Here is a 13,677-nt window from a genome sequence, read left to right on the forward strand (position 1 = left end):
GGGCGCGTCAGCGCCGGCGGCGGCGCCGGACGGCCATCACGAGCGCGGCGACAGCGACTCCGGCGGCCGGCGTCGCGGCGATCCACACCCGGCTGCCGGCCGGCGCTCGGGCGTCGGCGAGGGCGGCCGGCGGGTCGACCCGGCCCGCGCCGGTGGCGGTAGCCGTGATCCGCTGCTCCACCGCGGCAGCGGAAAGCGCCGGGAAGGCGGCACGGACCAGCGCGGCGGTGCCGGCCACATAGGCGACGGCGTACGCCGGGTCGCTCGCCACCCGGGTGCCGGACTCGCCCGGACCCGGCACGGTCACGTCCACGCCCGGGGCGCTCACCTCGGCAACCCCGCCGGTGGCCGCGTCGGCCGACGCTCCGCCGGCCGCGATCGAGCCGACCAGGAGGACGCCGTCGCCCGCCGTCGCGCTGCCCGGCGGACCGGCGGGCGCGACGACCAGCACGTCGTGCGCCACCGCGGTGGCCACCATCGCGCCGACCGCGGGCGCCGCGATGTCGGCGTAGCTGCCGAGCGCGATCACCCGGGCGCCGGCCGACAGCGCCACCTCGATCCCGGTCGCCACCCGGGCCGGATCGGTGGCGGCGGCGCCGGCCGTCACCCGTACCGGAAAGATCCTCGCCTCGGGGGCGACGCCGCCGTCGGCGGAGGCGATCAGCCCGGCCATCGCCGTCCCGGTGCCCAGGCAGTCGCTGTCCCCGGTCTGCCCGGTGGTGAGGTCGGCGCCCACGTCGACCCGGCCGGCCAGGCCCGGAACCGTCCGGTCGACACCGGAGTCCACGACGGCCACCAGCACGCCCCCGCCCCGGGTCCGCGACCGGGCCGCGGCCAGGCCGAGCAGGTCGTCCGGCCACGAGCCGCCGCCGGTCGCACCGGTCACCCCGCACGGGCCGGCCTTCGCGAGCGGGACGGCGCCGGGGAGCCGGCCGTAGCCGACCTCGGATCCGTTGGCGTCCCACGGCAGGATCACCGGCCAGCCGGCCGGCAGCGCCTGCCCGGCGGTGGTCAGCCCGGCCTCGCCCGGCGGCGTGCGGCCCTCGTTGACCCGCACGATGTCGGCGGCCCGCGTCGCGCCGCCGAGAAACCGCCCGGCGATCTCGGCGGCCGTCTCCGGCTTCCCGGCGTACGCCTCGGCCACCACGTAGTACTTCACGTAACCGTCGTCGGCCGCCGCCGGCGCCGCCGTGCAGGCCAGCCAGCCCAGCAGGACCGCGGCCGCGGTCAGCAGCCGGGTCATCGCTCGGCCCGGCTCACGGCCGACCAGCGGGCGCGCATCATCCGCCCGATCAGCACCGGCGCGGCCCGGCCGCCCGTGTCGGCCGTCAGCCGGCGGGCGGCGGCGAGCTCGTCGCCGCGCAGGCCACCGCTGAACACCACACCGGCCAGGCCGTCCGGATCGGCCGGGAAGGCGGCCAGCCGGTGCCAGCCCGCGGGCAGCTTCCGGCCGAGCGCGTCGCCGACCACCATGACCCGGTGGCCGGCCGCGTGCAGCCGCTCGGCGAGGGCCCGGCCATGAACGCGGCTCAGCTCGGCGTCGCCGGTCATCGTGAAGACGTCCGGCACGAGCGACAGGTCGATCCACAGATGCCAGCCACCGGCGACCCCCATCTCGGCGGGCAGGCCCATGCCGGACGGGCTTTCGCCCGGCGGCAACCACGAGAAAGGGCCGGTCACGCGTACGTCGAGGGCGCCGCCCGAAGCATGAAGGGTCACGTCGAGCTCGCCCTCGCCCGGCGGTGGCGGGCCGACCGGCGGAGCGGGTTCCGGCGCCGGCATCGGCCGGGTGCGCCGGTGCAGGGCCAGGGTGGCCCCGGCGATGGCCATCGCGATCAGCGGAGACACGATCACCCACAGCGGAGTGCCGTGGTGCGGCTCGGGCGACGCGGCCGGCGACGGCGGCGCGGGCTCGGCGTCCAGCACGCCCGGGCCGTGCGCGTCCGCCGGAAGGACCAGGACCCAGCCCTTGTCCAGCGCCGTCGGATCGGTCATCCGCCCGCCGTCCGGCTGGGGCCGGTCCCGGCTCAGGGCGAAGATCTCCGGGTACCGCTCGCCGTTGCCGAGCGTCTTGAGGGCGATCGCGTAGAGGTAGTCGCCCTCGCCGACGACGTAGTACTTGCCGCCCGGGTCGGCGCGAGCCGGCGAGGCGGTACCGAGTGCCGGGCAGGCCAGCACCATCGCAGTCAACAGCGCGGCCAGGCGCCGGATGGCAGCAGTCACACGCCTACTACGTGGCCCGGGCCGGACGGTTCATCATTGCGATAGATTCCCCGGGCCAGCGTCCCGTTCGAGCACAGGAGCGCCGCACTGTTCCCCTCGCGCGCCGTCGTGGCGACCATCTGCCTCGCCGTGGTCCTGTTCTGGGCCGGCGCGCCGGCCGCTGCCGACCCGAGCCCTGCCGTCGGCGAATACCAGAAGTACACGGTGGTCCGCACGGTCGGTGGCCATCCCGAGAACCTCGCCCAGATCGCGCTGCGGGCCCTCGGCGACGACGGCCGCGCCGCCGAGGTGCTCACGCTCAACAGGGGCCGCGCCGAGCCCGGTGGCGCCACCGTCCCGGCTTCCGGCACGCTCGCGGCGGGCTGGGTGCTGATCCTGCCCTGGGACGCGGCCGGTCAGGGAGTCGAGTACGGCCCGGTGCCCGACGCCGCCCCGCCCGACGCCGCCGGCTACTGCGGAACGGCGTCCGGCCGCCCGGTCTCCGGGTTGTCCTGGGCCCAGTTGCGGCTCGCGCCCGAGTCCGCCTGGTTCCGGGGCAAGGGCACCGGTGTGCTGGTCGCGGTCCTGGACTCCGGCATCACCGGCGCCAGCCCGGCCCTGGCCGGCCGGGTCCAGCCCGGCGCCGACGTCAGCGCCGGCGACCAGACCGCCGGCCGGGCCGACAACGACTGCACCGGGCACGGCACCGCCCTGGCCGGCGTGGTGGCCGCGGCCCCGCAGCGGGACGCGGGTCTGGTCGGGGTGGCCCCCGAGGCGGCGCTGCTGCCGGTGCGGATCGCCACGCCGGCCGGCCCCGACGCGCTGACCGCCGGGCTGCGCGCCGCGGTCGACGGCCGGGCCGAGGTGGCGCTGCTCGGCGTGCGCACCGACCTCGCCGACCCGCGGGTGCAGACCGCGCTCGCCTCGGCCGTCGCCGCGGGCGTGGTCGTCGTGGTCCCGGCCGCGGCCGCCGACGTGCCGGTGCCACCGGGCGTGCTGCGGGTGGCCGGGGCCGGGCCGGACGGCAAACCCGTCGACGCGTACGCCGACGGGGCGGCCGACCTGATCGCGCCGGGGTCCGACGTGGTGAGTCTCGCGCGCACCGGCTCCGGGCAGGTCCGGGCGAACGGCCCGGAGTTCGCGGCGGCGTTCGTGGCCGGGACCGCCGCGCTGATCCGCGGCGCCCAGCCCGATCTGACCCCCGCCCAGGTCGCCAAGCGCATCGTGGACGGCACGGACAGCTCCGGCTTCCTCGACGTGGCCGCCGCCGTCCGCGGCTCCGGCGCCGGCTCGTCCGTGCTCGGTTCGGCCGGCGGTGTGCTGGCCGCGGTGCTCATTCCGACGCTCGCCGTGGTCGCCCTGTTACTGGGCGCTCGGAGGCGACGGACTTCACACGTAGCGATGACAAGCGATTAACCATCGCCCGGTAGGTTCCACGGTGGCCGGATCGACCGGCCGGAGGGGAGTCGCTGGATGGTGGCGACAACTGCGCCCGAGACGGCGGACGGCCGGGCCGCCGAGGTCATGCGCGGCCTGCACGACGCGCACGCCGACGACGTGCTGCGGTTCCTGCTGAAGCTCTCGCTCGGGGACCGGCAGCTCGCCGAGGACTTGCTCCAGGAGACGATGGTGCGCGCCTGGCGGTCGATCGAGGTGCTGGACACCGAGCCCGAGACACAACGCCGCTGGCTGTTCATCGTGGGCCGGCGGGTCGCCATCGACGCGGCCCGGGCCCGGCAGGCGCGGCCCGCCGAGGTGGGCGCCCTCGACCTGACCCGGATGCCGGCCGAGGGTGACGCGGCCGAGCGGGTGGTCGCCGCCCACACGGTGCACAAGGCGCTGCCGCGGATCAGCGCGGAACACCGTGCGGTGCTGACCGCGCTCTACTTCCGCGGCCTGTCCCCCGCCGAGATCGCCGCCGCGCTGGGCATTCCGGAGGGCACGGTCAAATCCCGGACGCACTACGCGTTGCGGGCGCTGCGCGCCGCGATCGGCGCCGTGGACGGGATATGACCCCATGCAGCCGTGCCTTCCCTCTGCCCCACGGCGTTACGCTGGTCCACGCACCGCTGGGCGCTCGAGCCGACCGACGGGAATCCGACGAGTCCATGACTGATCTGCGACACGAAACCCTGCAGCCGCTCTGCGGCGCATACCTGTCCGGTGCGCTGCCGCCCGCTGACGAAGCGGATTTCGAGCGCCACCTGGCCGGCTGCCCCGAGTGCATGGACGAGTGCGACCGTCTCGGCGCGACCGCTTCCGGCCTGGCATCGCTCCCTCGGGCCGACATCGAGGACCTGCTCCTGGCCGAGCCATGGCCCCCGATCACCGCCGCCACCCCGCCGCCACCCGCCGCCTTGTCGTCGCCCGCCGCCGCTGCCGCTTCGCCGACCGCCACTGCCGCTGCGCCGACCGCCACTGCCGCTTCGCCGACCGCCGCTGCCGCTTCGCGGGCGCCCGCCGTTGCTGCCACGAAGCCGGGGCCCGCCGCGCCGCCCACCGCCTCCACCCGCCCGCCCGCGCGATCCGGGGACTCCCGGCGGCCCGGCCGCTCCCGTCGCCGGCGGCTCCTCGGCAGCGTGCTCGCCGCGCTCGTGGTGGCCGGCCTGGGCGTCGGCGTCGTGGTCAAGATGGCCCAGCAGCCGAGCGCCCCCGCCGTGCAGACCGACCAGGTCGGCTCGGTCTCGGCCGAGGGCACCGGCGCCGCGGCCCGCCTCGCGGTCACCGTCGACGCCAAGAGCCAGGTCCGCGCGACCGTGGCCGGGCTGACCCAGGGCGAGCGCTACAAGCTCTACGCCATCGACGCCGCCGGCACGAACCACCTGGTCACACAGTGGACCGCCGACGCCGACGCCGAACGCGTGGTGACCGGCCGCACCGACGTGCCGCTGACCGACCTCGCGTTCTTCGCCGTCACCCACGGCGCCGCCGACTCGGCCGTGGTCTCGGCCCGGGTGACCCGCTAGACATCCCGGCGAGGGGCCGCCACCACGCCCAGCCCTCGCCGCCGCGCCGGGCCAGAGCCGACTTCCTTGATTCCGTGCGCCCACAAGCTGGACGAGGGGCCGATTTTCAGGAGATCGGGCCTTGGCGCGGCGGATTACTGGCGGGACCACTTCTGGTTGGCGCCGCCGGTGCAGTCCCACAGCTGCAGCTGGGTGCCGTCGGCGTTCACGTTGTCGACCACGTCCACGCACTTGCCGTTGACGTAGTTGACCAGGTCGTTCGAGTCGTTCACCCAGAACTTCTGGTACCACTCGCTGCTGCACCCGGCCAGCACGACCGCGGTGCCGTTGTCGGCCCCGCCGCCGGCCAGCGACAGGCACTTGCCGCCGGAGCGCAGGCTGCCGTCGCTGCCGGTGGACCACTGCTGGTTGGACGCGCCGGTGCAGGTCCAGATCTGCAGGCGGGTGCCGGACGACGGCACGTCGAGACATTTGTCGCCGAGCGTGACGATCTTGAAGGTGGCGGCGGCCTGGGCCGTCGCCACCGGGGTGGCGCCGGTGGTCTTGGGCGGCGCCGCCGCGGCGGTCGTGGTCGCGACCGTGCCACCCACGCCGGGCGCGGCCGCGGCCGGCGGGTTGCCCGCTGCCGCCGCCGCGCTGCTGGCCCGCACCGCAACGGTCGGCGGGACGGCCGGCACCGCGGCGCCGGGCGCGGCCGTGGCGGTGGCCATGCGCGGATCCTTGGCGTAGTAGGCCGCGAACGCGAGCACCTGGTCGGCGAACTCGCCGGCCGGATCGGCCGAGGTGGGCGCGGCGGTGACCGGTCCGCCGCGGAAGGCGCCGAGAGCCGCCGGATAGGGGTCGGCGGTCAGCCCGCCGAGCGCCGAGGTCAGCGAGCACATCGCGGTAGCCAGGGTCGGCACCGCGTCCTTGGGCTGCCACGGCGACTGGCCGGCGCGGGCGTAGCGGGACCAAAGGGCCGGCAGGAACTGGGCGATGCCCTGCGCGCCGTCCGAGCCGAGCACGTCGGCCCGGAACGCCGAGGCGGCCATCAGCTGCCCGGCGATCCGCGCCCCGGTGACCTGCGGGCACTGCTTGCCGGCCGCGACCACGAGCGGCACCAGGGTGGCCGGCAGCGGGATCGGCTTGGCCGTCTTCACCGGCGCGGCCGAGGACATCGAGGAGGCGGATCCGGCCGGGACGACGAGCGCGGAGTGGTTGGTGTACCAGTCGGCGTAGCCCACGACCGTACGCACATATTCGCGCGCCTCGTCCGGAACGCCCCGGGCCGTGCGCACCGCGTCCACCCCGGACTGGTGCGCGGCGAGCATCGGCTGCCACAGGTCGTCGCCGAGGTCGTCTCGGCGCAGCTGCCCGGCCAGGTCACACATGAGGTGGGCGAGCGCGGTCGTCTCGGCCGCCGGGTCGTGCCGCTGCGCGCCGGGCCAGGGCGCCCAGAGCTGCCACTGGGCGTCGGTCAGCCCGGCCACCCCGGAGCCGCCCCCGGGCGTGGTGGCATCCACCTTGAACCGGCTGGCCGCCATCAGCTGACCGGCCAGCCGGGCGGCGGTGAGTTGCGGGCAGGCCAGGGCGGCCCGGGCGATCACCGCGACCTGGTCGGCCGGCACCGGGTCGCCGACCAGCTCGGCGCTGTCCGAGCCGTGGTGCAGTGCGGCTCCGGCGACGGCGCCGCCGACCCCGGTGAGCAGCAGGGTGGCGGCCGCTCCGGCGACCAGGCGGGCGGTGCGGCCGCGGGGAAGCGACGACGTGACACGTCGCCTCAGGGCGTTCAGGGCGGCCACGGAACTCCTCGGCGGATGGATGTGCGGAGAACCGGGACATCCTCCACAGGTGCACTTGCACGCGACTTAATCGCCCCCGGCGACGATCGTCAATACGCACCCGCCTTTGTCACACCGACTTGCGCCGACGCCGCCCGACGCCTCACATGGGAGCGCGCCCACGCCACCGGCCAGCTCACATAAGAACCCGGCGGCTCACATCGGAGTGCGCCGTCGTCGTGCGGCGGCCGCGAGGGCGAACGCCAGCAGGGCCACGGCGGCGCCGCCCGCCGTCAGCAGCGAAGTGCGGGCCGGCCGGGACACACCGGCCGGGACGGCCACCACGATCGGCGCGGCCGGCGCCAGGGCCGCGGCCGCCGCGCCGCGCGGGGCGAGAGCGGTCACCGCCGCGTACGCGTCGAGCGTGCCGGGTCCGCCCGGCGCGGGCCGGGCGGTCGTCTCGAGCCGGTCGCGCACCTGGGCCGCGGTCAGACTCGGCCAGTAGGAGCGGACCAGCGCGGCAGCCCCGGCGACATACGCCGCGGCGACGCCCGCGCCCTCCACCCCGTAGTGCCCGGACCCGCTGGGCGCGATGCTGAACGCCCCATCAGCCGGCGCGGCCAGGTCGACACCGGCTGCGGCGGGCGCCGGCGTGGCTCCGGCCGCGCTGACCGCCAGGACCTCGGGGTATGCCGCCGGATAAGCGACCGGCGGCTCAGCGGCTGCCGAGCCGGAGCCGGAGTCGGCGGCCGAGGCGACCACGAGCGCGTCGTGGCTCACGGCGAACCGCACCGCGTCGGCCAGCGCCCCGTTCGGCGTGGTGACCCCGGTGGCGACCAGGATGACGCCCGCACCCGCGGACGCCGCGGCCCGGATGCCGGCCGCGATCCGGTCGCCGGTCAGCTTCCCGTCGGCGTCGGTGACCCGGATCGGCAGCACGGTGGCCGCCGGCGCCATCCCGGTGAATCCGGCGTTGCCCCGGGGCCGGGCCGCGACGATACCGGCCAGCGCGGTCCCCCGCCCGCGGCAGTCCCGGTCGCCCCGGCCGCCGGTAATGTCGGTTCCGGGCCGGACCGCGCCGCGCAGATCCGGGGCGGTCGCGCTGACCCCGGTGTCCACGACCGCGACGACCACGCCCGCCCCCCTGGTCACCGGCCAGATCTCCCGCGGGGCGAGCAGCTTCAGCGGCGGCGGGGTGTCGGTGGAGGTGACCGGCGACGGCGGCACGCACCCGTCGGCCGGGGTAGGCAGGGTGGGCGGGGTGGCCGGGGCCGCGGCGAGAGCGGCCACCAGCAGGAGCCGGATCATGCGGGGGTCCCGGCGGGCACGGGTTCGGCGTACGCCGTCTGAATGAGCTTGAAACCGCGCCGGGTGAGCACCATCGCCCGTCCGGGCGGGAGGTTTCGTCCCTTGACCCCGCCGAGCAGGGCGCCCTCGCTGGGTGGGCAGGAGAGCGCGACGTCCGGGCTGTTGGTCTCCTGCAGACGGCGCAGCAGCGGGTCCATCGACATCCGCATCAGGTTGGCGGTGCCGCGCACGGCGACGAGGTGGAAGCCGATGTCGGTGCCGTGCGGCACGTATGGCATCAGCGGCAGCAGCGGATTGTCCTGCCCGGCCAGCAGCTCGAAGTCGTCGACCAGCACGAACAGGCGCGGCCCGGTCCACCAGTCCCGGCGGCGCAACTGCTCCGGGCTGACGTCCTTGCCGGGCAGCCGGCCCTTGAGCCCGGCCACCGCGTCGGCCACCGTGTCGCGGGTGGAGTCGACCGAGACCGAGTAGCCGAGGCGGTACTCGGCGGGCACCGCGTCGAACAGCTGCCGCCGGTAGTCGACCAGCATGATCCGCGCCTCGTCCGGCCCGAACCGGGCGACGATGGACCGAGCCAGGTGGCGCAGCAGGTTGGTCTTGCCGCTCTCGTTGTCGCCGAGGCCGGTCAGATGCGGCAGCTCCGCGAAGTCGTGCCAGTAGGGCTGCAGCGCCGTCTCGTCGAGCCCGAGCGGCACCCGGACGTCGCCCTCGGCCGGCGGCAGCGACTCGGCCGCGAGCACGGCGGGCAGGGTGCGCACCGCGGGCGCGTCCGGCCCGCCCCAGAACTCGGCCGACGTGGCGGCCAGGGCCCGGACACCGTCGGCGAGGTCGTCCGGATCGGGGTTGCCGTCGATCCGCGGCAGCGCGGCCAGGAAGTGCAGCTTGTCCGGGGTGAGGCCGTGGCCGGGCACCTTCGGCACGGTCGCCGCCATCCGCAGGTCGACGGCGGAGTCGACGGCGTCGCCGAGCCGCAGCTCCAGTTTGTTGCCGAGCTGGTCGCGCATGCTGTGGTGCACCTCGGACCAGCGGGCCGCGCTGACGATCAGGTGCAGTCCGAAGGTGAGCCCGCGGGCGGCGATCTGGCGCAGCGACACCTCCAGAGCCTCGAACTCCTGCCGCAGCGTGAACCAGCCGTCGACGACCAGGAAGACATCGCCGTACGGGTCGTCGTCGACCTTGCCTTCGGCCCGCCACCGCCGGTAGGTCTCCAGGCTGTCCACGCCGAGTTCGCTGAACCGCCGTTCCCGGGCGTTGAGCAGCGCGACCACCTCGGCCACGGTGCGGCCCACCTTGTCGGCGTCGAGCCGCCCGGCCACGCTGCCCACGTGCGGCAGCCCGGCGATCGTGCTGAGTGTGCCGCCACCGAAGTCGAGGCAGTAGAACTGCACCTCACGCGGGGTGTGGGTGAGGGCAAGAGCGCAGATGAGGGTACGGATCAGAGTGCTCTTGCCGCTGCGCGTGCCACCGGCCACCCCGATGTGCCCGCCGACCCCGGACAGGTCGACGGTAAGCAGGTCACGCAGCTGCTCGAACGGCTTGTCGATGAAGCCGAGCGGCACCACCAGCTTGCCGCGGCCGGGCCAGTCGCCGGCGATCAGGCCGCGGTCGGGATCCGGCACCAGCGCGGTGAGCAGGCTGTCCAGGGTCGGCGACGCGGCCAGCGGCGGCAGCCACACCTGGTGCGCGGGCGGCCCGTTGTCGACCAGCTGGTCGGCGACGATGGCGAACACGCTGCGTCCGGTCGGCTCGGCAGCCGCCTCGGGTGAAGGAGCCACCTCCTCCTGCGGGACGTAGTCCAGGCCGTACCGGACGACCTGCCGTTGAACGATGTCCTGCCGGGCCCGGAGCAGGGACCGGCGGAACTCGCCGGAGACGTAGGCGGCCTTGAACCGGATCAGCGTCGAGACGTCCTTGCGCAGGTAGCCGTTGCCGGGTGAGCTCGGCAGCTCGTAGGCGTCGGGCACCCCGATCACCGAGCGGGACTCCATGGCCGAGAAGGTGCGCAGGCCGACCCGGTAGGACAGGTGCGATTCGAGCTGGCCGATCCGGCCGTCGTCGACGCGCTGCGAGGCGAGCAGCAGGTGCACGCCGAGGGAACGGCCGAGCCGCCCGATCATCACGAACAGCTCGATGAAGTCGCGGTGCGCGGCGAGCAGCTCGCTGAACTCGTCGACCACCACGAACAGGGTCGGCAGCGGGTCGAGCGGGGCGCCGGCCGCCCGCGATTTCTCGTATTCGAGCACCGAGCTGAACCCGCCGGCCGCGCGCAACAGCTCCTGCCGGCGCACCAGTTCGCCGTGCAGGGCGTCGCGCATCCGGTCGACCAGCGCGGCCTCGTCGGCCAGGTTGGTGATGACCGCCGAGGTGTGCGGCAGCCGGTCCAGGCCGAGGAAGGTGGCGCCGCCCTTGAAGTCGACCAGCACCAGGTTGAGCGTCTCGGACGAGTGGGTGGTGGCGAGCGCGAGCACGAGCGTACGCAGCAATTCGCTCTTGCCCGAGCCGGTCGCGCCGATCAGCATGCCGTGCGGGCCCATGCCGCCCAGCGCCGATTCCTTGAGGTCGAGTTCGACCGGCGCGCCGGTCGCGTCGACGCCGATCGGCACCCGCAGCCGGTCGGCCGGGGAGCGGGCGGAGCGCAGGCCGGGCAGATCGAGGTGCTCCAGATCCGGGATGCGCAGGAGGCTGCCGAGGTCGAAGTCGGCCTTCATCGGCTCCTGCGCGATCTCGGCCGCCATGCCCAGCCGGTACGGCGAGAGGATCCGCGCCACCACCCGGGCCCGGACGACGCTGAGCCGGTCGGGCACGGCGAGCGGCTGCCGGGTCTCCACCCCGGCGCGGTCCCGGCCCAGCATGGTCACGGCGTCGGCGGTCACTTCCAGATTTAGTACGCCTTTGGCCACCGTCACCGGCGGATCGTCCAGGTCGACCAGCACCGCGTTGCGGTAGCCGCCGCTGGTGAACCGGGTTCCGGACGGCACCCGGCCGCCGTCGCGGATCACCACGACGTACGGCTCGTCGCGATCGGCGGTGGCGCCCGCCTCGTACCGCGGCCGGCTGCTGAACTCGTCGCCGAGCAGTTGTTCGAGACGCTCGACGCTGTCGGCGGCGAGCCGGGCGGCGCCGGCCGCGTCCTGTTCGGCCGGATGCTGCAGGTGCGGCAGCCACTTGGCCCACTCCCAGTCGGCGGCGCCGGCCTCGTCGACGCACAGCGCGATCCGCACCTCCTCCGGCGCGTGCATGGTGACGAGCTGGCCGACGATCGCCCGCACCAACCCGCGGGTGAGCTCCTTGTCGCCGCTCACCCGCACCTCGGCGAAGCCGGGCAGGAAGATCGCCACCGGTTGATCGGACAGCGTGCTGTACGCCTTGATGAAGCGCCGCAGCGACTTGGCCGACAACGGCTCGAGGTCCTCGATCGGCTTGGTCTGCAACGGCGCGATCCGCACCGCCAGTCGCTGCTCGCCGGTCCCCGCCCGTACCTCCAGGAAGTCGGGGTGGGTGGGCCGGCGCTCCCAGCGCCGGGTGGTCATCGCCACCGACCACAGCGAAGCCGGGTCGGGATGCCGCCACAAACTCGAATCCCTCTGCTGTACGGCGTATTTGCGCACCCGCTTGCGGTGCTGGGAGAGGTAGCGCAGGTAATCCCGCCGGTCCCCGCCGCTCTTGCGCTTGCGGTCGCCGCCGCTCATCGCCATCGAGCCGAGCATCATGCCGCCCATCGCGGCGCCCATCATCCCGGCCATCACCCAGGTCAGCGCGCCCCGCCCGGAGCCCATGAACATCAGCATCATGACGCCGCTCATCAGCGCCATGGGCAGCACCATCATGGCCTGCTTGAGTCCCTTGGGCTCGGGCTCGGCCAGCTCGGGTGGGTCCTGCAGGCCGAGCTCGCCGGTGGGCATCTCCGGACCGCTGCGCCGGGCCGGACGCCGGAACAAGACCGTGGCCATTGCGCCTCCAGGTAAGTCGGGTTCGCCCCCACAACGGACGGCACGGCGATCCGGGTCGAAAAAAGAATTTACGAATTTCGGTTGAACCGGCTCCCGGCCGCTCCGTAGTGGGTGCCATGACGGATGCCTCCACCGCCGAGATGTGCCGGCTGGTCGTCTGTGGACCGGACCGGCAGATCGAGGTCGCCGTGCCCGCGTCGGTGCTCGTCGCCGACCTGCTGCCGGCGTTGCTGCACCACCTGGGCGAGGGACTCGCCGACAACGGCCTGCCGCACGGCGGCTGGGTGCTGCAGCGGATCGGCGCCGCGCCGCTGGACGAGGAGAGCACGGTCGCCGCCGTCGGCCTGCACGACGGCGAGGTGGTGCACCTGCGCCCGCGCGCCGAGCAGCTGCCCGAGGTGGACTTCGACGACCTGGTGGACGGCGTGGCCACCGGGGTCGGCAACCGGCCCGGCAAGTGGCGGCCGGAGATGACCCGGTGGGCGGCGCAGGGCGCGGTCGCGGTGCTGCTGGCCGTCGCGGTGGCGGTCCCGGCCATGCCCGGCCCGCTCCTGCCGCGAGCGGCCGCCGCCCTGTTCGCCGCGCTGGTCGCGCTGGCCGGCGGCGCGGTGCTGGCCCGCCGGCTGGACGAACCCGGACTCGGCGCGGTGCTGGCCGCCGCGGCCGTCGGCTTCGCCGGGGTGGCCGGCCTGATCCTGCCCGGCGATGACGGCGCCGCCCAACTGCTCGCCGCCGGCGCCACCGCCACCGCCACCGCGGTGCTCGCCGCCGCCCTGCTGGGCCCGGCCGGGCTGCCCTTCGTCGCGGTCGCCACCACGGCCCTGCTCGGCGTGGCCGGCGGCGCGCTCCGGGTGCTGGCCGGCCTCACCGGCGGGCAGGCGGCGGCCGTGGTGGCGGTGCTCGCGACGGCGCTGGTCCCGATCGTGCCGATGCTCGCGTTCCGGTTCGCCGGGCTGCGCCTGTCGCCGCTGCCGACCAAGCCCGAGCACCTGCAGGAGGAGCTCGACCCGGTGCCGGCCGCCCCGCTGATGAAGCAGTCGCGGGTGGTCGACGGCCAGATGACCGCGCTCTACGCCGGGCTGGGCGCGGCCGGGACCCTCTGCGTCGCGCCGATCTGCCGCACCGGCGGCTGGGCGGCCCTGCTGCTGCCGGTGCTGCTCGCGCTGGTGTGGCTGCTCTCGGCCCGGCCGATGACCAGCGGACGGCACCGCCTCGCGCTGGGCGTCCCGGCCCTGACCGCGCTGGCCGGCAGCATGCTGGCCCTGCTGTCCGCGGCCGGCCCGGTGACCCGGCTCGGCGCGCTGGCCCTGGTGGCCGCGGCGGTCTGGGCCGTCGCCGGGTTCGCCCGCACGATGCGCGAACGCCGGCTGATGCCGATCTGGGGCCGGATCGGCGACGTGCTGCTGACCGTCACCGCGGTGGCCCTGCTGCCGGTTCTGCTCGCGGTCCTCGGCGCGTACGGCTTCTTCCGGGCGATCGGGGGCTGACGCG

General features: G+C 75.3%; 9 protein-coding genes. 4 read left to right on the plus strand and 5 right to left on the minus strand.

Annotated features, from left to right (window positions below; all coding sequences use genetic code 11):
- Positions 1 to 7 precede the first annotated feature (7 nt).
- Together AB0E90_RS22380 and AB0E90_RS22385 are read right to left on the minus strand one after the other, a co-directional pair.
- Positions 8 to 1,243, minus strand: a complete 1,236-nt coding sequence (locus tag AB0E90_RS22380) for a S8 family serine peptidase (protein ID WP_360408637.1) — start codon at positions 1,241 to 1,243, stop codon at positions 8 to 10.
- Complete coding sequence (locus tag AB0E90_RS22385) at positions 1,240 to 2,223, minus strand: hypothetical protein (RefSeq protein ID WP_360408640.1); 984 nt, start codon at positions 2,221 to 2,223, stop codon at positions 1,240 to 1,242. Before AB0E90_RS22385 ends, AB0E90_RS22380 begins: the two co-directional genes overlap by 4 nt.
- 108 nt (positions 2,224 to 2,331) lie before the next feature.
- Here AB0E90_RS22385 and AB0E90_RS22390 point away from each other — a divergent pair, with 108 nt between their 5' ends.
- The 3 genes from AB0E90_RS22390 to AB0E90_RS22400 all read left to right on the plus strand — a co-directional run bounded on the left by AB0E90_RS22390 (position 2,332) and on the right by AB0E90_RS22400 (position 5,168).
- Complete coding sequence (locus AB0E90_RS22390; RefSeq protein WP_360408643.1) at positions 2,332 to 3,618, plus strand: S8 family serine peptidase; 1,287 nt, start codon at positions 2,332 to 2,334, stop codon at positions 3,616 to 3,618.
- Positions 3,619 to 3,675: 57 nt separating this feature from the next.
- The gene (locus AB0E90_RS22395) at positions 3,676 to 4,215 is read left to right on the plus strand and encodes a sigma-70 family RNA polymerase sigma factor (RefSeq protein ID WP_360408646.1); all 540 of its coding nucleotides are present in this window, start codon (positions 3,676 to 3,678) and stop codon (positions 4,213 to 4,215) included.
- Between the two features lie 95 nt (positions 4,216 to 4,310).
- Positions 4,311 to 5,168 carry a zf-HC2 domain-containing protein gene (locus AB0E90_RS22400; RefSeq protein ID WP_360408649.1) on the plus strand — a complete coding sequence of 286 codons (858 nt, stop codon included), beginning with the start codon at positions 4,311 to 4,313 and terminating at the stop codon, positions 5,166 to 5,168.
- Between the two features lie 134 nt (positions 5,169 to 5,302).
- Here AB0E90_RS22400 and AB0E90_RS22405 read toward each other — a convergent pair whose 3' ends face one another.
- The 3 genes from AB0E90_RS22405 to eccCa form a co-directional block, all read right to left on the minus strand.
- Complete coding sequence (locus AB0E90_RS22405; protein ID WP_360408652.1) at positions 5,303 to 6,949, minus strand: ricin-type beta-trefoil lectin domain protein; 1,647 nt, start codon at positions 6,947 to 6,949, stop codon at positions 5,303 to 5,305.
- Between the two features lie 195 nt (positions 6,950 to 7,144).
- Complete coding sequence (locus AB0E90_RS22410) at positions 7,145 to 8,236, minus strand: S8 family serine peptidase (protein WP_360408655.1); 1,092 nt, start codon at positions 8,234 to 8,236, stop codon at positions 7,145 to 7,147.
- Entirely contained in the window at positions 8,233 to 12,186 is a 3,954-nt protein-coding gene (eccCa, locus tag AB0E90_RS22415) for a type VII secretion protein EccCa (protein WP_360408658.1), read from the minus strand. The genes AB0E90_RS22410 and eccCa overlap by 4 nt, the downstream gene beginning before the upstream one ends.
- Before the next feature lie 116 nt (positions 12,187 to 12,302).
- Between eccCa and eccD the strand changes: the two genes are divergently transcribed.
- Complete coding sequence (gene eccD, locus AB0E90_RS22420) at positions 12,303 to 13,673, plus strand: type VII secretion integral membrane protein EccD (protein ID WP_360408661.1); 1,371 nt, start codon at positions 12,303 to 12,305, stop codon at positions 13,671 to 13,673.
- Positions 13,674 to 13,677 lie beyond the last annotated feature (4 nt).

Origin of the sequence: Actinoplanes sp. NPDC026619, from assembly GCF_040638295.1 — a bacterium.
Lineage (GTDB): Bacteria > Actinomycetota > Actinomycetes > Mycobacteriales > Micromonosporaceae > Actinoplanes.

What these genes read in the sequence shown, in the direction of transcription:
- eccCa (WP_360408658.1), bottom strand. Translation starts at nt 12,186, where the DNA reads ATGGCCACGGTCTTGTTCCGGCGTCCGGCCCGGCGCAGCGGTCCGGAG.
- eccD (WP_360408661.1), top strand. Translation starts at nt 12,303, where the DNA reads ATGACGGATGCCTCCACCGCCGAGATGTGCCGGCTGGTCGTCTGTGGA.
- AB0E90_RS22410 (WP_360408655.1), bottom strand. Translation starts at nt 8,236, where the DNA reads ATGATCCGGCTCCTGCTGGTGGCCGCTCTCGCCGCGGCCCCGGCCACC.
- AB0E90_RS22380 (WP_360408637.1), bottom strand. Translation starts at nt 1,243, where the DNA reads ATGACCCGGCTGCTGACCGCGGCCGCGGTCCTGCTGGGCTGGCTGGCC.
- AB0E90_RS22395 (WP_360408646.1), top strand. Translation starts at nt 3,676, where the DNA reads ATGGTGGCGACAACTGCGCCCGAGACGGCGGACGGCCGGGCCGCCGAG.
- AB0E90_RS22400 (WP_360408649.1), top strand. Translation starts at nt 4,311, where the DNA reads ATGACTGATCTGCGACACGAAACCCTGCAGCCGCTCTGCGGCGCATAC.